The sequence below is a fragment of the Cardiobacteriaceae bacterium TAE3-ERU3 genome (genome assembly GCA_019218315.1).
In the GTDB taxonomy this organism is placed as follows: domain Bacteria; phylum Pseudomonadota; class Gammaproteobacteria; order Cardiobacteriales; family Cardiobacteriaceae; genus JAHUUI01.
Map to the genome: position 1 here is coordinate 189,954 of JAHUUI010000004.1, position 20,277 is coordinate 210,230.

General features: G+C 52.5%; 21 protein-coding genes. 15 read left to right on the forward strand and 6 right to left on the reverse strand.

Annotated features, from left to right (window positions below):
- Positions 1 to 32 precede the first annotated feature (32 nt).
- The 3 genes from ybaK to pyrB are packed head-to-tail and all read right to left on the reverse strand — an operon-like array spanning position 33 to position 1,932.
- Positions 33 to 503 (reverse strand): Cys-tRNA(Pro) deacylase, encoded by a 471-nt coding sequence (gene ybaK / locus KRX19_09395; GenBank protein ID MBV7435236.1) that lies wholly within the window; start codon positions 501 to 503, stop codon positions 33 to 35.
- Positions 504 to 537: 34 nt separating this feature from the next.
- Positions 538 to 876 carry a P-II family nitrogen regulator gene (glnK, locus tag KRX19_09400; protein ID MBV7435237.1) on the reverse strand — a complete coding sequence of 113 codons (339 nt, stop codon included), beginning with the start codon at positions 874 to 876 and terminating at the stop codon, positions 538 to 540.
- A gap of 3 nt (positions 877 to 879) precedes the next feature.
- Positions 880 to 1,932 carry an aspartate carbamoyltransferase gene (gene pyrB / locus KRX19_09405; protein ID MBV7435238.1) on the reverse strand — a complete coding sequence of 351 codons (1,053 nt, stop codon included), beginning with the start codon at positions 1,930 to 1,932 and terminating at the stop codon, positions 880 to 882.
- Between the two features lie 126 nt (positions 1,933 to 2,058).
- Here pyrB and dtd point away from each other — a divergent pair, with 126 nt between their 5' ends.
- Positions 2,059 to 2,496 (forward strand): D-tyrosyl-tRNA(Tyr) deacylase, encoded by a 438-nt coding sequence (gene dtd, locus KRX19_09410; protein MBV7435239.1) that lies wholly within the window; start codon positions 2,059 to 2,061, stop codon positions 2,494 to 2,496.
- Positions 2,497 to 2,547: 51 nt separating this feature from the next.
- On the opposite strand, the gene leuA is transcribed toward dtd, so the two are convergent.
- Complete coding sequence (gene leuA, locus KRX19_09415) at positions 2,548 to 4,221, reverse strand: 2-isopropylmalate synthase (GenBank protein ID MBV7435240.1); 1,674 nt, start codon at positions 4,219 to 4,221, stop codon at positions 2,548 to 2,550.
- 120 nt (positions 4,222 to 4,341) lie between these two features.
- Between leuA and KRX19_09420 the strand changes: the two genes are divergently transcribed.
- The 7 genes from KRX19_09420 to KRX19_09450 all read left to right on the forward strand — a co-directional run bounded on the left by KRX19_09420 (position 4,342) and on the right by KRX19_09450 (position 11,529).
- Positions 4,342 to 4,815 carry an Lrp/AsnC family transcriptional regulator gene (locus tag KRX19_09420; protein MBV7435241.1) on the forward strand — a complete coding sequence of 158 codons (474 nt, stop codon included), beginning with the start codon at positions 4,342 to 4,344 and terminating at the stop codon, positions 4,813 to 4,815.
- Positions 4,816 to 4,912: 97 nt separating this feature from the next.
- Positions 4,913 to 5,860 carry an ABC transporter substrate-binding protein gene (locus KRX19_09425; GenBank protein ID MBV7435242.1) on the forward strand — a complete coding sequence of 316 codons (948 nt, stop codon included), beginning with the start codon at positions 4,913 to 4,915 and terminating at the stop codon, positions 5,858 to 5,860.
- Positions 5,861 to 5,869: 9 nt separating this feature from the next.
- Positions 5,870 to 6,898, forward strand: coding sequence for an iron chelate uptake ABC transporter family permease subunit (locus KRX19_09430; GenBank protein MBV7435243.1), 1,029 nt, complete (start codon positions 5,870 to 5,872; stop codon positions 6,896 to 6,898).
- Positions 6,895 to 7,884, forward strand: coding sequence for an iron chelate uptake ABC transporter family permease subunit (locus KRX19_09435; protein MBV7435244.1), 990 nt, complete (start codon positions 6,895 to 6,897; stop codon positions 7,882 to 7,884). Before KRX19_09430 ends, KRX19_09435 begins: the two co-directional genes overlap by 4 nt.
- On the forward strand, positions 7,881 to 8,657 hold the full coding sequence (locus KRX19_09440) for an ATP-binding cassette domain-containing protein (GenBank protein MBV7435245.1): 777 nt from the start codon (positions 7,881 to 7,883) through the stop codon (positions 8,655 to 8,657). Before KRX19_09435 ends, KRX19_09440 begins: the two co-directional genes overlap by 4 nt.
- A gap of 312 nt (positions 8,658 to 8,969) precedes the next feature.
- Entirely contained in the window at positions 8,970 to 10,241 is a 1,272-nt protein-coding gene (locus KRX19_09445; protein MBV7435246.1) for an MFS transporter, read from the forward strand.
- An 88-nt stretch (positions 10,242 to 10,329) separates the two neighbouring features.
- Entirely contained in the window at positions 10,330 to 11,529 is a 1,200-nt protein-coding gene (locus tag KRX19_09450) for a low temperature requirement protein A (protein MBV7435247.1), read from the forward strand.
- A gap of 73 nt (positions 11,530 to 11,602) precedes the next feature.
- Here the strand turns inward: KRX19_09450 and KRX19_09455 are convergent, their stop codons facing one another.
- A complete protein-coding gene (locus tag KRX19_09455; GenBank protein MBV7435248.1) occupies positions 11,603 to 12,682 on the reverse strand; it encodes a tRNA nucleotidyltransferase in 1,080 nt (359 codons plus the stop codon).
- Positions 12,683 to 12,753: 71 nt separating this feature from the next.
- Here KRX19_09455 and crcB point away from each other — a divergent pair, with 71 nt between their 5' ends.
- On the forward strand, positions 12,754 to 13,149 hold the full coding sequence (gene crcB / locus KRX19_09460) for a fluoride efflux transporter CrcB (GenBank protein MBV7435249.1): 396 nt from the start codon (positions 12,754 to 12,756) through the stop codon (positions 13,147 to 13,149).
- Between the two features lie 132 nt (positions 13,150 to 13,281).
- On the opposite strand, the gene KRX19_09465 is transcribed toward crcB, so the two are convergent.
- Positions 13,282 to 14,637 carry a cation:dicarboxylase symporter family transporter gene (locus KRX19_09465; GenBank protein MBV7435250.1) on the reverse strand — a complete coding sequence of 452 codons (1,356 nt, stop codon included), beginning with the start codon at positions 14,635 to 14,637 and terminating at the stop codon, positions 13,282 to 13,284.
- 227 nt (positions 14,638 to 14,864) lie between these two features.
- Between KRX19_09465 and KRX19_09470 the strand changes: the two genes are divergently transcribed.
- The 6 genes from KRX19_09470 (at position 14,865) to KRX19_09495 (ending at position 20,044) form a co-directional block, all read left to right on the forward strand.
- Positions 14,865 to 15,524, forward strand: a complete 660-nt coding sequence (locus KRX19_09470; GenBank protein ID MBV7435251.1) for an ATP-binding cassette domain-containing protein — start codon at positions 14,865 to 14,867, stop codon at positions 15,522 to 15,524.
- Positions 15,521 to 16,315 (forward strand): iron export ABC transporter permease subunit FetB, encoded by a 795-nt coding sequence (gene fetB / locus KRX19_09475; GenBank protein MBV7435252.1) that lies wholly within the window; start codon positions 15,521 to 15,523, stop codon positions 16,313 to 16,315. The genes KRX19_09470 and fetB overlap by 4 nt, the downstream gene beginning before the upstream one ends.
- A 98-nt stretch (positions 16,316 to 16,413) precedes the next feature.
- The gene (locus KRX19_09480; GenBank protein ID MBV7435253.1) at positions 16,414 to 17,355 is read left to right on the forward strand and encodes a cation diffusion facilitator family transporter; all 942 of its coding nucleotides are present in this window, start codon (positions 16,414 to 16,416) and stop codon (positions 17,353 to 17,355) included.
- A gap of 181 nt (positions 17,356 to 17,536) precedes the next feature.
- A complete protein-coding gene (locus KRX19_09485; protein MBV7435254.1) occupies positions 17,537 to 18,091 on the forward strand; it encodes a hypothetical protein in 555 nt (184 codons plus the stop codon).
- A gap of 247 nt (positions 18,092 to 18,338) precedes the next feature.
- Positions 18,339 to 19,349 (forward strand): mechanosensitive ion channel family protein, encoded by a 1,011-nt coding sequence (locus KRX19_09490; protein MBV7435255.1) that lies wholly within the window; start codon positions 18,339 to 18,341, stop codon positions 19,347 to 19,349.
- Positions 19,350 to 19,393: 44 nt separating this feature from the next.
- Positions 19,394 to 20,044 carry a MarC family protein gene (locus KRX19_09495; protein ID MBV7435256.1) on the forward strand — a complete coding sequence of 217 codons (651 nt, stop codon included), beginning with the start codon at positions 19,394 to 19,396 and terminating at the stop codon, positions 20,042 to 20,044.
- Positions 20,045 to 20,277 lie beyond the last annotated feature (233 nt).

Genomic DNA, 20,277 nt, shown 5'->3' on the forward strand with positions numbered 1-20,277 from the left:
ACGCCCCATAACTACGCCACTTTCCTGCAAAACTAAAAGCAAGCGATATCAGCGAATACCCCATCACTCAAGGTGAGCAGATCATCAGGCGCAATTTCAATATCCAAGCCGCGCTTTCCCCCACTGACGAAAATCGTATCGTATAACTGCGCGCTCTCATCGAGAAATAATGGGCACGGACGCTTATGCGCTAATGGGCTGACGCCACCAAGGAGATAGCCACTGCGGCTTTGCACCACTTTAGCATCTGCCATCGCCACTTTTTTCACGCCCATTGCAGTCGCCATGTGCTTGAGATCAAGCGTGCCACTAACGGGCACGATACCGAGCGCAAATGTACGCGCATCGGCCGCGACCATCAAAGTTTTGAAAATTCTGTCCGCTTCGATACCCAGTGCTTGTGCAGCTTCCTGCCCATAGTTGGTGTTGTTTGGATCGTGGTGAAATTCATGAACCACGATATCAATGCCGCGCTCGCGGCACAGGTTAATTGCTGGAGTCATTGATCCGACCTTAAGTTACATTGGGCAATAAAACTTAAAGTGCTTCGTTATCGAGTTCACCGGTTCTAATCCGCACTACCTGCTCCAGCGAACTGACGAAAATCTTGCCATCACCAATTTTTCCAGAATGTGCCGTTTCTTGAATAGTCTGCACCACTTCTTCAACTTGCTCATCTGTGACTGCGATTTCTAACTTAAGCTTAGGCAGAAAATCCACCACATACTCTGCACCACGATAGAGCTCTGTGTGCCCTTTCTGTCGGCCGAAACCTTTCACTTCAGTGACCGTCACGCCTTGAATGCCGACGTCCGCCAGTGCTTCGCGCACGTCATCAAGCTTGAACGGCTTAATAATTGCAGTGATCATTTTCATAGATTAATCCTCATTGATGGTGTAGAAACTGGCATCGTGGTTACTGTAGCGCTGCGGGCGGAAACCGCGCTGTTCAGTGAAGTAGCGCTCAATACCATCATCGACGCCAAGTACCGTCGCAAAAATCGCCATTCGCATGATCACCCCATTATCTGCCTGGCGGAAAATCGCCAATTGTGGCAGATCGTCCAAGTCTGTCGCGAGGTCAAAAGCGCCCTCGCGGCTGTCGCGCGGCAGTGGGTGCATGATAATCACATCCTGTGGCGCATGGCGTTCAATCAGGCGGCGATTGATGCGGAACTGCTCACTGTATCCTTCCGGCGTTTCTCCCGTACCAAAGCGCTCTTTTTGAATACGCGTGGCGTAAATAACATCCGTTTTGGCAATCGCTTCTGCGACATCATCATAGATATTGACCTGATGACCTTTGTCACGCAGCTTATCAACCAAAGCTTGCGGCGCAGCCAATGCCTCTGGTGCAGCAAAATTAAAGGTGATGTTATCAAATAGCGCCAACAACTTGGACAAAGAGTGAATTGTGCGGCCGTGCTTGAGGTCACCGACCATGGTGATAGTCATACCATCAATATGCTTACACAAGCGGTAGAATTCAGTGCAAATCGTATAGTAATCGAGCAATGCCTGGCTGGGGTGTTCACCTGCTCCATCACCCGCATTGATCACCGGTACGTTAATCCCACGTGCAAATTGCGCGACTGAGCCTTGCTCAGGATGGCGCATGACGATCGCATCGGCATAGCCGGCAATCACGCGCGCCGTATCTTCTAACGACTCACCTTTGGAGATTGAAGAAAAAGTAAAGCCTGTGGTATCGCATACGCTACCGCCAAGGCGGGAAAAAGCAGTGTGGAAGCTCATCCGCGTACGCGTACTTGCCTCAAAAAACAGGTTTGCCATGACCGCACCTTCCAGCACATTACAGCGTACTTGTCGCCGTGCGACCGGCTCCAGCTTACGTGCAACAGCAAGTAAATGTTCGAGTTCAGGGCGGGTAAACGGATCAATTGATAAAACGTGGCGGCCAACGAGCGACATGGTATTTCCTTATGCGGCTATGGGATAAATGCGCGGTATATTATGCCACAACACGCAGCTTTTGCGGCCAAACAGCCGCTTTCTGCACGTTATAATAAGTGACTTAATAATGACTGGAATTTTGCCATGATAGCCTTGATACAACGCGTCACCAGTGCAGCGGTTCACGTCGCAGAGCAGGAAATTGCCCATATCGACCACGGCTTGCTCGCATTGATCGGTATTGAAAAAACCGACACATGGCCACAAGCCGAAAAACTGGCGCAGAAACTGCTCAACTACCGCATATTCAGCGATGCTGACGACAAAATGAACAACAACGTGCAGCAAGCCGAAGGTAGCATCCTGCTCGTCTCACAATTCACCCTCGCTGCATCAACGAAAAAAGGCAACCGCCCCGGCTTTGATCCAGCCATGCCGCCTGCCGAAGCAGAGGTATTTTTTACCCGCTTTTGCAAGCATATGCAAACACTTTACCCACACATTCAAACCGGTGAATTTGGTGCAGATATGCAAGTATCACTGGTCAATGATGGGCCGGTCACTTTCTGGCTACAAACCTAAAAAAAGCCGGATGCAGCACTGCATCCGGCTCTCTCCTTACTTGGGCTTTGCTTATGCGGCCTGTTTTTCTTCGCGCAATGCCTGCGAAACACCAACCAGTGCTGCGCGCAACATTGCCGTCACAGTATCCGTGCTGTAAGCAATACCGGTGTAGAGCGTGCCATTGACGATCAGCTGCACATAAGCGACTGCTTTTGCGTCGGTTGATTGCGTCATCGCATGCTCGGCGTAGTTGGTGACGCTGATTTTCAAGCCACTGTATTGTTCAAGGCCATTAATGAACGAGCTGAGTACACCATTGCCGCTGCCGCTAATGGTGATTTGCTCACCGTGCTGGTCAAGTACCGCTTCCATGCTGTCCTGACGCGACTGACGACGAACCTGATAGTCTTCCAGAACCAACACACTGTCTTGCAGGTATTTGTCTTCAAACAGATTAATAATATCCTGCGACGACAATTCTTTCTGGGTACGCTCGGATTCCGCTTGCACGCGCTGCGCAAAATCGACTTGCAGCCAGCGCGGCAGATTGAGGCCGTAATCACGCGACAGGATATACGCCACGCCGCCCTTGCCAGACTGGCTGTTGATGCGCACCACATCCTGATAGCTGCGCCCGATATCGAGAGGATCAATCGGCAGGTAAGCCACTTCCCAAGTCGCACTTTCACCACGGTCGAGCGATTTCTTGATCGCATCCTGATGGCTGCCGGAAAATGCAGTGAATACCAGCTCGCCAACGTACGGATGGCGCGGATGCACCGGCAAATTGTTACACTCGCTGACCACATGCACAATTTCGTTCATGTTCGAAAAATCCAGCTCAGGATCAATACCGGTGCTGTACAGGTTCATCGCCATGACCATGATGTCCATATTGCCGGTGCGCTCGCCATTGCCGAGCAGCGTACCCTCGATACGGTCAGCTCCAGCCAAAATCGCCATTTCTGCTGCTGCAACTGCGCAACCGCGGTCATTGTGGGTATGAATACTGATCACCACATGCTCGCGCTGCTTTAAGTGGCGGCAGAAATACTCTACCTGATCGGCAAAAATATTCGGCATCGATGCTTCGACCGTCGCAGGCAAGTTCAAAATCACCGCCTGACCATTCTGCGGCTGCCACACATCGCACACCGCATCGCATACTTCGACTGCATATTCGGTTTCAGTCTGGGAAAAACTTTCCGGTGAATACTGGAACACCCACTCGCTGTCCGGATGCTGCGCCGCGTGATCCTTGACCAGCTGCGCTCCTTCAATCGCAATCTGCTTGATTTCCTCTTTTGACTTGGCGAATACCTTTTCACGCTGCACTTTCGACGTCGAGTTATACACATGCACCACGGCACGACGAACACCCTGCAAAGACTCGAAGGTACGCTCGATCAAATGCTCGCGCGCTTGCACCAGCACCTGAATCGTCACGTCATCGGGGATATGGCCTTCCTCAATCAGCAGACGGGTAAAATCAAACTCAATTTGTGAAGCAGACGGAAAGCCAATCTCGATTTCCTTGAAGCCACACGCGACCAGGGTCTTGAAAAAACGCAGCTTCTGCTCAATCGTCATTGGGTCAATCAATGCCTGATTGCCGTCGCGCAGATCCACACTCGCCCAAACCGGTGCTTTAGTGATTGTTTTGTTTGGCCACTGACGGTCGGTCAGCTGCGGGGCAAATTCAAAACGGGGATATTTAGTATGGGTAAAACGCGCTTGCGACATGATGAACTCCGGTCATTAAAAAGTATGCACTTATTATAAAGGAGTCAGTGCGACAAAACTCACCAAAAATCTGCCATAATGGCGATCTAATTAGCAATAATAACCACAAATGGATAAAAAATGAGCGATACTCTCTACCAACTCGACGAAACCGACCGTAACATCCTGCGCATTCTTACTCGTGACGGGAGGATCAACAACCTCGCTCTTGCCGAAGCTGTGCATCTCTCGCCGACTCCATGCGCACGGCGAGTAAAACGCCTCGAAGACCTCGGCATCATCGAAGGCTACCGCGCCGAACTCAACCGCGATGCGCTTGGCTATGCGCTCAGCGTATATATCGGCGTAACCATGGATAAGCACACCCCCGAACGCTTTGAGCACTTTGAAGCCGCAGTCAGCCAATTTCCTGAAGTTATTGGCCTCAGCATCGTTACTGGCCGCGCCGAAGACTTCCTCATCCATGTTGTGGTCAAAGACATGCCTGCCTATGAATCGTTCCTACTCGGCAAACTCACCCCGCTGCCCGGCGTGCAAAACGTCCACACCAGCTTTGAACTCCGCTCGGTCATCCGCCGCAGTCCACAACCCTAGAAAAATGTATATGACAAATACTGCATAATGATAATCAGTATTGTTTGTGCTATTCTTTGCGGCGCAAAACTCATTTAAAGAGGATAGACAAATAAAAATGAATAGATTTTTCCTAATTTGTGCTGCAGCTTTGACTGCAAGTGGCTTTGCCCATGCTCAAGATAAGGCTCAAGACAGCAACGATACCGCCGCACACCTGCTCTCAGCTGAAGAAATTGCAGCATTTGTACCCAATATTGATGACTACCCGGCTGACCCGCAGCGCATTGCGGCAATGGAGTTTTCCTTTGTCGGCGGTGCTCTTGCAGCAGGCAAACGGCCTACCGCCATTTCTGACGACGGCAATCCTGAAAAGCTGATACCCGAATTCCGTGACGCAGTCGGTGAATACACCTCGCTAGGCTCGCGTTACCAGCCCAATATCGAATCCATTGCCGATGCCAAGCCCGATCTGATTATTGCCGATAAAGATCGTCACACTGTCATCAAGGACGACCTCGAAAAAATCGCCCCGACCCTGTTCGTCAAAAGCCGTGGCGAAGATTACTACGAGAACCTGCAAGCGGCACAGGTCATCGGCCATGTTCTGCACCAAGACGACACCATGAGCAAATCAATTGAAGACCACTTGCAGAAAATGCGCGATGCACGCGACGCTTTGCAAGGCAGCAAAATGGCGGATGAAACCGTACAGTTTGCAGTCATCACCGACAAAGGCATGTGGATGCACGGCCCGACGTCTTATGCCGGTACGGTTATCTCGTCGCTGGGTCTGAAAAGCCCGATTCCCGAGCAAACCGAAGAAGCCTATATCCCGACCAGCCTTGAGCAACTGCTCGCTGCTGATCCCGACTGGCTGCTGGTTGGCCGCTACAACGACCACACCGTCCTCGAAGACTGGAAAGACTCACCACTGTATCAGAACCTGAAAGCGGTCAAGAACGACCATGTGGTCGAAGTCGATTCATCATACTGGTCACTCAGCCGCAGCATGCCGTCTGCTGAGCGCATGGCACAAGACCTGATCGCACACAGTCAGGAGTAAACCCCACTTATGACGCGTTCAATACAGCCGCCGCGTTGGCGGCTGTATGCCTTGTTCCTGCTCGCCATCACCGTGCTGCTGGCGGGCTTTGCCGTCGCACTGACCGCCTATTCGCATTTCCCATTGTCGCTCGCAGCGTTTGGCGAATGGTGGCAAGGTGGCGAATCACTATCCACGCCGACACGGCTGGTCATCGACATCCGTTTGCCACGGGTATTGGTCGCAGTGTGTGTTGGCGCGAATCTCGCCATTGCCGGATTACTGATGCAGGCCATCACACGCAATCCGCTCGCCTCACCCACCATCCTCGGTATCAATTCCGGTGCTGCTTGTCTGGTCGCATTGGCATCAGTCACAGCACTCGGCGACCTGCTGCCGACCACCTTGCTGCAAGCACTGATTGGTGCGATGATTGCCGCGACATTGGTCATGGTACTTGCCGGTTACACCAGCGACCGCCTCATCCACCCACTGCGCCTCATTCTTTCCGGCGTGGCGATCAACGCACTACTGCTCGGCGCGACCCGTGCCGCGCTGATTGTTGCCGATGAAAGCAGCTTTGGCGTACTGTATTGGCTCGCGGGCTCAATCGCCAACAGCCGCTGGGAAAATATCCCGTGGCTGCTGCCCCTATCGCTGTTTGGTTTCACTTGGGCATGGTGGCTATCGCCACGGCTGAACATCCTGGCACTTGGCGACGACGTCGCCAGCAGCCTCGGCACCAACGTCATCAGCCTGCAACGCCAGTGCGCCAGCATCATCTTGCTGCTGACTGCTGCCAGCGTCGCCGTATCAGGGCCAATTGCCTTTGTCGGGCTGATTATCCCGCACGCAGCAAAAAAACTGCTGCTCGCCTGCCGCGCCCATTCATATCAACTGCTCATCCCGCTGGTCGCCATCCTCGGCGCTGCCCTGATGGCGTGGTCGGATGTACTCTCGCGCGCTGTTGCCTTCCCGGCAGAAACTCCAGTCGGCCTGCTCACCGCACTCATCGGCGCACCATTTTTCATCTTACTCGCCTGCAAGCGCCGCACATGACTATTTTCATCCGCCATCGCATCATCACCGCCCTGACCCTGCTGCTCGTTTTGATGTTCGCCAGCATCTTTGTCGGCACCAGCGACATCAGCATCGGCAAAACCTGGCAGACAATCTACGCCTATTTTCACACCGGCACGCAGGATTTCATTCTCTGGCAACACCGCATTCCGCGCATCATCCTCGCTGCGGTTGCTGGTGCCGCACTGGGGCTATCCGGCGCACTGGTGCAAGGCATCATTCGCAATCCTCTCGCCTCACCCGACCTGATGGGTATCAGTGCCGGTGCAGGACTGTGCGCCACCGCCCTGATTATCTTCCTGCCCGCCGCGTCGCTTTGGTTACTGGCTGCCGCATCCGCAATTGGTGGCATCCTCGCCTTTACCATCATTCTCGCCCTCGCCGCATGGGCAAAGCCGACCCCGGCACGCCTCGCTCTGGTCGGCATCGCAGTCAGTGCCTTTCTCTCAAGCTGCACCAATTTCCTGCTCGTGATGTACCCGCTCGACATCAACGTTGCCATGCTGTGGCTCACCGGCAGCCTGTGGGGGCGTGGCTGGCAGCACATCCCGCTGCTGCTCTCAACCTTCATTATCCTCTTTTTCATCGCCTACTATCTCGCGTGGCGACTCGACGTCCTTGGCCTGGGTGACGACGTCGCTGCCCATCTCGGCATCCGCGTCACCCCGTTACGCCTCACGGCGCTGCTGATTGCCGTCATCATCGCCAGCCTCGCCGTATCCGTCGTCGGCACCATCAGCTTTATCGGGCTACTCGCACCGCATATGGCGCGCCTGCTCTGCGGGCACAAACACCGCCTCATCTTGCCACTTGCCGCACTCATCGGCGCACTCGTCCTGCTCGTTGCCGATACCACCGCGCGCACCCTGTTTGCACCAATAGAACTGCCGGCTGGTGTCCTCACCGCGGTCATTGGCGGCCCTTACTTCATCTATCTTTTATCACGCTATCGAGGATGGACATGATAGACATCCAAAACATCAGCCTTGCTTACGGCGACGGCAAACACAGCAACACCATTATCGACGACCTCAAGACCACCATACCCGTCAATCAGGTCGTCGGACTAATCGGCCCCAACGGCTGCGGCAAATCCACCCTGCTCAAAGGCATCTCGGCCCTGCTCAAACCCGTTGCCGGACGCATTTGCCTCGACGGCAAAGACGTACACAGCTATAGCAACCGTGCCCTCGCGCAGCGCATATCCGTCCTTCCGCAAAACCTCACCCACCCCGAAGGGCTAACCGTCAAGCAACTGGTCGAATACGGCCGTACCCCCTACGTTTCGCATTGGGGGCGCCTCGGCAAAGACGACCACGAACACGTCCACGCCGCCATGAGCCAGGTTCGCATCCACGAATTTGCCGAACGCAGCCTCGAAGACCTGTCCGGCGGCCAGCGCCAACGCGCATGGATCGCCATGATCCTCGCGCAAGACACCGACATCATCATGCTCGACGAACCCACCACCTTCCTCGACATCGCCTATCAAATCGAGCTGCTCAAGCTATTGCGCACGCTCAAAGACGGCGGCAAAAGCATTATTGTCGTCCTGCACGACCTCAATCAGGCCGCGCGCTACTGCGATCACCTACTCATACTTGAGCAAGGTCGGCTACACAGCAGCGGCTGCCCGGCCGAGGTCATCACCACAGCCACCCTGAAAAGCGTATTCAACGTCGACGCGCAAATCATACCCGACCCGGTCGCGTATACCCCGATGTGCATCTATCTCTGAACAAAGCGTATCCAAAATGGGGTTGTCTTCGCGCTATAAAGGCTTTAAGGTTGACGCATTTTCACAGTGCAGTGCCAAATGGAGCAGTACAGTCAAAATAATAAATTGTTTTATTTTTGAATTTTATAAATTCCTGTATCATTCATTGCCATTACACCTCTTCAACACCACCTGTGAACAAACTGGTATAACGCACCTTCACTCAGCTACAGTGCAGTGATTTTTCGGGTAAGCGCAACTGCGCATCAATACGTGCTGTACCGATACTTAAACACGCAAATTTTGAATAACTGAATTATCGGGGAATCAACCATGTGGAACGCTTTACGCCGTCATAAAGTTCTGTTTTTCAGTATTGGACTGATGATGACTGGTACCGGCCTGCAAAACACCCTCATCGCCCTGCGCGGTGCGGCTGAGGGCTTTTCACAAAGCGAGATCGGCTTCATCATGGCGAGCTTTTTCATCGGCTTTTTGGTCAGCGCACTGACCGCTGGCCGCTACATTGCCAATGTCGGGCATATCCGTGTTTTTGCCGCGCTTTCCGCATTATGCTCAATCACTATTTTGCTGCACACCGTCTTTGTATCCGCATGGCAGTGGATGCTGATCCGCTTCATCACCGGCTTTTGCATATCCGGCCTCTACATCATCTGCGAAAGCTGGCTTAACGCGCAAAGCAATAATCAGGATCGCGGCCAAGCCATGGCTGTTTACCTGATGACGATTTACGGCTCGGGCATGATCGGGCAGCTGTTCTTCAACTTCATCGCCCCGACCAGCTTCCTGCTCTTTTCGATCACGTCGATCGCGATCTCACTCGCCTCTATTCCGCTGCTGCTGACCCGCATCAAAGCACCACCGATTGAGGAGCAGCAAGGATCCATGAGCCTGTTCAAGCTCTATCGCCGTTCGCCACTCGGCTTTATTGGCGTATTCGCTGCGAGCTTCTGCGTCGGCGTACTGACTTCGCTTGCCCCAGTCTATGCTGTCAATAGTGGTATCATCGAAAGCCGCGCCGCATGGGTCGTCATGGCGCTTAACCTCGGCGCACTGCTTTTCACTCTGCCAATTGGCCGCCTGTCGGACAAATTCGACCGCCGCATTATCCTTGCTGGTGCATCCATGATTGGCTGCTGCGCTGCGATAACAGCACCTTTCGTCGGTAACAACCTACTCCTTCTACTGCCGCTATTCATCCTCGCAGGTGGGTTTATTTTGCCACTTAGCGGCATGTCCACCGCCTACATCAACGACTGGCTTGAAAGCGGCGAAATCGTTCCCGCAGCAAGCACCATCGTATTGGTTGCCGGGCTAGGAGCTATTGCCGGGCCAATGATTACCGGCTTTTTGATGCAAACCATTGCCAATCAGGCATTCTTTATCTGCGTTGGTGCCGTCATGGGTAGTTTTTTCCTGTTCGCTCTCTACCGCATGACCCAGCGCTCAACCGATACCATGCACGAGCAAAGCGTCACCTTTGCCCCAATGACCCAGCCACTCGCAGACTCGCTGGTGCAAGCTTTTGACGACCGCCAGCTGGAGTTTGATTTCCATATGGACGAAGAAGAAACCACCACATGACCTGCCGCTAAAGCATTTGGCAACAATCGGTTACAGCGCTAATATGGTAGCTGCCTAATGACATCCCTTACCCATAGAAGGCAGCGTCATGTTCGACATCAAAAAAATGCGTCTGCGCGATGCGCACGATCCCAACCGGGTCGCAACACCACTGGAGCTGCTGTTTGATCTGGTGTATGTGGTCGGCATTGCCACCACCGTAACCAGCCTGCACCACAGCCTGCTCGAGCAGCAACACATCGGCGACGGCATTTACCACTTCATTCTGGCTTTTTTCCTGCTCTGGAACGCATGGGCAAGCTTTACGTGGTTCGCCTCTTGCTACGACAGCGACGACCTCTATTACCGCCTCGCCGCATTTGTACAAATGCTCGGCTCGCTAATGATTGCAGTCGGCGTAAGCCAGCTGTTCGAGCACGGCTCGCTGACCATTGTCGTCGCCGGTTACACCATCATCCGCCTTGCCCTGATGAGCCAGTGGTTACGCATATACCGCGACGAACCGGCGCGCAAAACCGTTGCCAAACGCTATCTCATCGGCACAGCAATCGTACAAAGCTTGTGGATACTGCGTCTGTTCTTCACCCCGGGACTAAAGGTACTCACCCTGTTTTTGCTCATCGCTGCCGAACTGCTGATGACGCGCTGGATTCACGAAGGCAAAACAAATCACTGGAACCCGCACCACATCGCCGAACGCTACGGTTTGCTTGCCATCATCGTCCTCGGTGAAGGAGTTCTCGGCGCGATCAATACCATCAACGTACTCTACAGCCACCATATTTACGACCACTGGCTGGACATCTTCTTCGTCAGCGCCGGCGTCATGGGGTTAATTTTCGCCCTGTGGTGGCTCTATTTCGACACCCCGTTTGCGAAAATGCTGGAAAAGCGCACCGAACACAAATACGTTTTCCTGTTCAATTACGGGCATTTTTTCATCTTTGCTGCCCTGACCAGTGTCGGCACCGGGCTGGAACTGGTCGCCGACTCGCTCAATGACCCCGCACAGTTATCCCCAAGCTACACCATGCTATGCCTGAATGCAGCGATAGCGGTTTATCTCGTCGCGCTGACTTATCTGCAAATTCTTATGCAATACCGGCTACCACATGCGCTGCTGATTCTCGCAAGTTCGCTCGGGCTGCTGGTGCTGAGCCATATCGCCGTCTATAACGGCCTCTCGATCATCGTCGGCGTCTGGCTCGATATTGTGGTACTGATTTTCATGATCGGCTTTTTCAACCGCAACCGCCATCATCAATTTGGCGGCGCAGCGTCATCCTAAGGTCTGTTGACAACTAATTATGCTACGCGATTTTTGCATCGTTTTATCTACAAAAATCAAATGTCAACAGACCCTAGCCAGCCAGAATTCGGCGCTGCGCGTCGGCAATCGCCGCGCCCAGTGCTGCGCCTTTATGCCCCTCTGCCTGCAATGCACCGACATCTAATGCTTGCACCGCCTGCGCCTGTGCGATAATCCGCTGCTGCAGCGCATCATCTACACCCAGCACCGCAAGCAAATCGGCCAAATCACCGGCTTGACGCAGGCTGCCGCAGTGCTTGAGCAACTGCCAGCGATCTTGCGCCGACGTATTCGCCCAGTCCAGTGCAATGTCTTGAGTTTTCATCAACAATTCAATCCAGCGCTTGGCCTTGTTCGGCAAGCGCAACACCCGCAGCGCCGCTTCGCCACACGCGCTACACAGCCGTAACCACGCCGCGAAGCGCAGTGCCACATCATCGACTTGCGCACACGCTACTTTTAATGCCGCGTCCATTTCCGCAAGCACAGCCGTATCGGGTACTGCGTCTGCGAGCAATACGTCCAGCGCAGCAACCTCGGCCAGCCCGTCGAAAAAATGCCACGGCTCGGCATAACTCAGCGCTTTTTCACATTCTGCCCATACCCGCTCTGCGGTCAGATCGTGCAATTCACCTTCAGCTACCATCTCACGGCACAGCGCCAGCGTTTCCGGTGCAATGGTGAACTGCTGTGGCGCAAAACGCGCATAAAAGCGCATCAGGCGCAGCACGCGCAGCGGATCTTCACCAAATGCAGGGCTGACGTGGCGCAACACCCGCGCCTTTATGTCATTCAATCCACCGTACGGATCGACCAGGCTGCCGTCTTCAGCTTCGGCAATCGCATTGATGGTCAGGTCGCGGCGCAGTAAATCCTCTTCCAGCGTCACATTCGGATCATAATCAAAGCTGAAGCCCTGATGTCCGCGTGCTGTTTTGCGCTCCATCCGCGCCAGCGCGTATTCCTCATGCGTGTTAGGGTGCAAAAAGACCGGAAAATCCTGCCCTACGGACTGAAAGCTTTTTTCCTTCATGATTTCCGGCGTCGCCCCGACCACCACATAATCACGATCTTTGACTGCCAAACCGAGCAGCTTGTCGCGTACCGCACCGCCAACCAGATAGACTTGCATAGCTTTACCATTTACAACCACGAAACACGGTTGCCATAATACGCAAAACCAATCACAGGAACAGCCCAATCATGAATCTTTATCCGGCATTATTTGCTGTCGCCTTTGGCGGCGCACTTGGCGCACTCGCGCGCTACGGCACTACCCTGATTCTCATCCACTTCATCTACAAAGAAACTTTTTGGGCAACGCTGACCATCAACCTCATCGGCTGCTTTGCCATCGGCGTAGTCAGTGCCCTGATTTTGCACCACAAACCTCATGCGGCATGGGCGCTGATCCTGATGACCGGCTTTCTCGGCAGCTACACAACCTACTCAACCTTCACCCTCGACGCGCTCACCCTGATGCAAAAAGGCCAATTCGGCATTGCAGCCCTGCACTTGTCCATACAGCTACTCGGCGGCTTTGCCCTGTGCCTCGCGGGGCTTGCCACCGCGCAACAGATCATCAACTGGCAGCAGTAGCCGCAAGCACCCCTATTCAAAAACACACCATTGCTTTACTGTCGATATGCACCACATTTATACAGCTAAAAAACGGGCTACTGCAAAGCAGTAACCCATTCGATTTAGACTCAAATAAATACTTGGCTGATATTATGCCGCTTCTGTGGCCGCCTCATCTTCCGTGATCTTCTCACCAAGTACGCGGTTGGTGACCACGCCGGAGGTCATCGAACCACTGACGTTAACTGCGGTACGCATCATGTCAATCAGCGGCTCAATCGAGATCAGCAAACCGGCAAGCTCGATCGGCAAGCCCAAAGTTGAAAGCACGATGATCGCTGCAAACGTCGCACCGCCGCCAACACCAGCCACACCAAACGAAGCAATCGCCGATACCGCCACTACTGATGCGATAAACGACACCGACCACGGATCAATGCCAACCGTCGGTGCAATCATGATTGCCAACATCGCCGGATACACACCCGCACAACCGTTCTGCCCGATCGTCGCGCCAAATGATGCCGAGAAATTGGCAATCGGCGACGCCACTTTCAGGTCGTTGATTTGCGATTCAATGTTCAGCGGAATGGTCGCCGCCGAGCTGCGTGAAGTAAAGGCAAAAGTCAGTACCGGCCACACCTTGCGGAAATAATCCACCGGCGAGCGTCCGGCCAGCGTAATCACCAGCGCATGAACGCCAAGCATAATCACCAGCGCAACATACGATGCAATCAGGAACTTCGCCAACTGCCAAATTGCATTGGCATCGGTCGTCACCACTACCTTGGTCATCAGCGCCGCAACGCCATACGGCGTCAAGCGGATAATCATGCGCACCAGCGCCATGATCCAGTGCTGCAAAGTATCAATCGCCGCGATAATGCGCGCACCGTGTTCCGGCTCTTTTTTACGCACTTGCAGCGCGGCAATACCGAGCAGCGACGCAACCACCACCGCTGAAATCATCGCCGTATCCGACAGCCCCGCCAAAGTCGCGGTGATGTTGGTCGGGATGAAGCTTTGGATCAAGCCCGGTACAGTCAGGTTAGCGACGTTATCCTGCCGCGAAAGCAAGCTTTGCCCGCGTGCCACTTCGGCGTCACCGGCGACCAATGAACTTGCGTCCAATCCGAACAAATTAGCAATCACCGCGCCATCAAATGCGGCAATTGCCGTCGTGCCAATCAGCACCGCGATCACCCAAAAGCTGATCTTGCCGATCATCGCCGCACGCTCGATTTTCGCCACTGCCGCCAAAATCGAAATAAACACCAGCGGCATTGCGATCATCTTGAGCAAGTTCACATAACCATTGCCGACGATATTGATCCAGTCCAGCGCGGCTTTCGGTGTACCGGAAAAGGTATGCAATACCCAACCAAACGCCAAACCGGCAACCAGACCGACCAGCACCGTACGCCCAAGGCTATTCCAATGCTGATGCAGCCGGAATAGCCCGAACAGCAGCGCCACAAATGCCGCTACCCAAATCGCTGTCGTCATACGACCTCCAAAATCATAAAACCGCGCATTATCCGTAGCGCATATGCAGCCGTCCAACAACCACTTTGCATAGCCGTATAACCAAAAGTTATCTGCCCGTTTTGTGCTATAGTCTTATTCCAGAAAAACGCTTACAGAGTAACCAAAAATAAAACAGGAATAACGCCTTGTTTTATATGCTGTAGCCGTTTTCTGGACGCCTTTCTAAAATAACAGCAGCCATACCCATGAATCTTCTGCACTGGCATAACCTGCGCAACCTACCGCTAATCAAACCCTGTAGTGCCAGCGTCACAAGCGGCGACTGCATCATACTCAGTGGCGCGTCGGGCAGCGGCAAAAGCTTGCTGTGGCGCGCTTTAGCAGGTATCGATCCATGTGAATGCGACGCGCTGCAGTACTGCAGCACAAGCTATGCCGATATGTCGCCGAGTGAGTGGCGGCAAAGCGTCTGCTACATCGGCCAGCATGCCCTGTTCAGCGACGGCAATACCCGCGACGCACTCGAAGAACCCTTCACCTTTCGCGCCCACCGCGACCAATCGTTCAATCCGCAACAAATTGACGACTGGCTTGCAGCACTCGGCAAACCCAAAACCTTATTTGACCAACCCATCAGTGCCTTGTCCGGTGGCGAACGACAAATCATCCACATTCTACGCAGCCTGCAATTTTCGCCCTCAGTCATCCTGCTCGATGAACCCACTGCCGCACTCGACCACGAAGCCGCACTCGCCTTTGAAACGCTGATTCAGCAATGGTTAAAAGCTGCGCCGCAACGCGCCGTGCTGTGGATCAGCCACGACGACGGGCAAATCAGCCGTATCGCCACGCGCCGCTGGACGATGCACGACCACCAACTCACCACCGACGAACCGCAGCCATGAACACATTCAGCGCCATCCATCTCACTTATGGCGACATCGCCATCGCCGCCAGCCTGATTCTCATCAGCCTCGGCGTGTCGTTTTTCTTCTCGCTGCGCCTTGAAAAAAGCCTGATCATTGCCAGCCTGCGCAGCGTCATCCAGCTCAGCCTGATCGGCCTGATCCTCGGCTGGATATTTGCGCAAAACCACGCCGCACCGATCATCGCCCTGCTCTGCATAATGACCCTGATCGCTGCCACTGCCGCACGTAACCGCATCAGCAAGCGCTACCCCGGCTTGCTGTTCGACAACCTTATCGCCCTCGGCACATCGTGCTGGCTGGTCGCACTCATCACCGTGCTGATGATCCTGCGCCTGACCCCGTGGTATCAGCCGCATTACATCATCCCCCTGCTCGGGCTGATTCTCGGTAACGCCTTGACCGGTATCTCGCTCGCCTCCGAACGCTTTATCGACGCCCTGCACGACAAACGCGAACGCATCAACGCCAGCCTCGCCCTTGGCGCAACGCCGCACGAAGCCTGCCGCGAATTTGCGCGCAGCGCCGTGCGCATGGGCATGACGCCGACCATCAATTCAATGAGCGTCGTCGGGTTGGTCAGCTTACCCGGCATGATGACCGGGCAAATCCTCGGCGGCGCCGACCCGACTCAGGCTGTGCGCTATCAAATACTCGTCATGTTCATGATTGCCGCCGGCAGTGCACTTGGCTGCATGATCGTCGTCCTGCGCATCCGCCGCCGCTTCTTCGACAGCCGCGACCGCCTCGTCATTCCCAAGATAGGTTAGCGGAAAGCTTTCATCTGATTCTCGCCCCTTATCGTAATGGTATTACCCCATACAAACGCGCTAATATATTTCAATACTTCAACATCCATTGAAACGTTATGGCACACCATCACACCACTAATCAATCCATCATCAAGGTTTCATTTTTCATCATCGCCGGATTTATGTTCGTCGAGGCAGTTGGTGGCTGGCTGACCGACAGCCTTGCCCTGCTTTCCGATGCTGGGCATATGCTTTCGGACGCAGCCTCTTTAGGCATGGCGTGGCTCGCTTTTCACCTCGCGAACAAGGCCAGCGATGCCAAGCGCACGTTTGGTTACAAGCGCGCGGAAATTCTTGTTGCGGCACTCAATGGCATTGCGCTGATTGTGCTGTCGCTGATTATCATCATTGAAGCCATCCGCCGCTTTTACACCCCCGAACACGTCGAAGCCGAAGGTATGATGATCATTGCCGTGCTGGGTTTGCTGGTTAATATATTTGTTGCGTGGTACATGCACCGTGGCGGCGATACCCACGAAAATCTCAACATGCGCGGCGCGTTCTGGCACGTCATCGGCGATTTGCTCGGCTCAGTCGCGGCAATCATTGCCGCCGTACTGATTATGGCTTTTGGCTGGGCGTGGTCTGATCCACTCGCCAGCATCATCGTTTCCGTGCTGATCGCATTCAGCGGTGTGCGCATCACCCGCGACGCGTTGCACATTCTCATGGAAGGCACGCCCGCAGGGCTTGATACCAGCGCGATTGCTCATGCAATCAGTGAGGTCGATCAAGTACACAGCGTCCACGATCTGCACGTCTGGACGATCACCAGCGGCCAGCACGCACTAAGCTGCCACGTCGGCGTCGATGGCAACCTGACCGTCGCACAAACCAGCGCGATTCAGGACGCAATCAGCCATGTAGCGCACGAACACCATATCAACCACACCACAGTACAAATTGAAGCCGTACACCACTGCGATGATGAAGCGCTATTTTGCAGTCTGGACACTTTGCCCACTCATGGCGGCAATCATATCCATAGCCATGGCTGATAGCCAGATGGATTGTGATGCCAGTAAGCCAAGCAAGGTATTTTGAAAAAGTGAGTATCTAATTTAAGAAAGGTTGTTGCACTCACTGTCACACCTTATAGTATTTAGCTTTGCCTCAAGGTCACTATAGTGACTGTTTCAATCACACACAGATACATAGCCAATACCGAGGGAGATAACAATGAAAGTAGCCGCTATCATGCTCAGTGCCGCCATTGTGCTAAGTGCATGTAATGAAGATACAAAGAAAAGCGAACAAACAGCTGAAACAGAAGCAACAAGCTCTCAAACTCAAGCTACCCCAGCTGCTGCCAAGCCTGATGCAAAACCTGAAGCACAAGCTGGGCTACCATTTAATGAAAGCATCATTTCCTACTACCGTGCCAAGCAAGATGATGAACTGGCGGCCTGTCGCGGCAGTCACATCAAGCCGCAATCAGACAACCCTGATGCCGATTGCTATGACAAACTCGATGCTGCTTTCATTGAGCCTCGCATCCTCTATCAAAATGATCATGTTGCACTTCTCAGCACAAAAAATATGTTTGGCATGGGGAGTGCCGATGAATACAGCGCCGAACTGATTTCACTGGAAAAGGATAATACAGTACCACTATGGGGTGCACTTGGATCTGACTTCAACGTCAGTGAGACGGGAAATAATGAACTCAACATTCATTACAAAACCACTGAATACAGCAAACCCGTCGAAAAAAATGCGCAAATACAATACTAACTTACCTTTTCCTAGCACTCATATCCGTTCCAAAGCTTCTGCCATAGCAACTAAGTTCGCTTATTTCACACAACAGGAATGTAAAGGTGCTGCTGAATCATTACTAGCGCATGATTAAAGTAGCTCCTGCTATTTATTGTAATCTCAAATAGATATAAATACTTAGTCTGTATTACGCCAGGTGAAAGTTACATGATTTTTAATATCATGTAATACTAAAAAGCATCAGTTAAGGAATGAATTACTTATGGATAAGTCAGTAGATAAAGTAGACCAAACGGTACATCATCAAATCAGCTATCTTGAGCATATTCTTTTGGGTTGGCAGAAATCGATCCTGGACTATTTACCCCAGCTCGCGCTAGGTATTATCACGCTGATTGTTTTTGTCCTTCTAGCAAAAATTGCAAAGCAAATTACCCTCAAGATCTATCATAAAAGCTTCAAAACCCACCCTGATATCGGCCGGATAGTCGCAAACAGTATCTATTCTTTCTTTCTGGTCTCCGGCATCTTCCTAACTTTGCAAGTACTCGGCCTTGAGCAAATGCTGACCAAGCTGCTCGCCGGAGCAGGTATCGTTGGCATCATCGCTGGCTTTGCATTCAAAGATGTTGCGTCTAACCTTTTTGCAGGGTTACTACTGAAAGTCCAGCGCCCTTTCAAACCGGATAACTGGGTCGAAATTGATGGCAATTACGGTGTGATTGTGCAAATAGGCTGGATTACTACCGTCATCCATACCGTTGCCGGGCAAGAAGTTTTTATTCCTAACCAGGTTATTTACAGCAATTCATTCACCAACTATTCAACCTATCAGAAACGGCGGATTATTTTATCCACCGGTGTTTCGTATGGAGATGATCTTGAGACGGTCAAAAAAGCCGCTATTGAAGAAGTACAAAACATTCCCGGCCTTCTGACAGATGACGCAATCGACTTTTACTACACTGAAATTGGGGGCTACAGCTACAATTTCGAATTGCGCTTCTGGATAAAGTTCAGAACCAACAACGACTACCGACTCGCAATGAGCGATATCATCATGCGCGTTAAAAAGCGCTTTGAACAAGAGAATATCGATATTGCTTATCCGGTTACCACACTTGATTTTGGGGTCAAAGGAGGAGTCAATGTCTTTGATCGTCCTTTGCAGATCAGTGAGCAAAATACTATTGGCCAACATTCCGATCAGCCACTCACTCCTCCCCCAAGCAAACCCGCTGTAGAGAATCCACATACAGAAAAGCATTCATAAATCCCAAACTGCGACACGATCAACTTACAACCAAGGAGTAAATTATGGAGTTATTCCATACATTCAGCATCGCATTCATGGCATTTTTTGCCATCATGAACCCCAGTGCGACTTTACCAGTCTATCTTTCACTAACCAGCAGTGAATCACCAGCAACATCAAAAACGATCGCCTTACGTGCCTGCTTGATTGCCTTTTTGATCGTAGCCATTTTCTCGCTCAGTGGGAAAATGCTCTTCGAGCTATTCGGCATTTCAATCTCTGCCTTACGCATTGCCGGTGGCGTACTGATTTTTATGATTGGCTACCAAATGGTTCAAGGCTCTGCTGCCACTGCTCAGCATCCAAGCAATAGCGATCAGCATGCAGCACAACAGGAAGAAGGCACCAACGTAGCCATATCACCACTGGCAACTCCAATGATGGCTGGCCCCGGTACAATCGCAACCGCAATGAACCTTTCAGCACACAATGACATTGCTCACTCTCTCGTGACCATTGCCGCTTTTGCATTACTGTGCTTTATCACCTATTTGATCTATCTCGGGGGCAAACCTTTAGTGCGCTTCCTCGGGCAAAATATCATGACCGTCATTACGCGCCTAATGGGGCTAATCCTTGCTGTGATCGGCGTACAAATGCTGGTTACAGGAATCCATAGCGCATTTCCGGCTATTACTTCAGTAGTACACTAATTGCAAATAAAGCAGGGGCATTACTCAAGTTGTAATGCCCTCTTTTCTATCTTTACCTTTAAGCTTCTATCGCATAGATCTGCAGCCATATTGCAGGAGGGTGCATATGAAACTCAGGGGGCTTTCCGTCATCATCAAATGATTGATATAGATGAATTTTTCATAAAAGGCATAGGGATCCCTCGAAAAAATACTGACGTATTTTTCGTGGGTACCCGTATTGGCGCAGACAG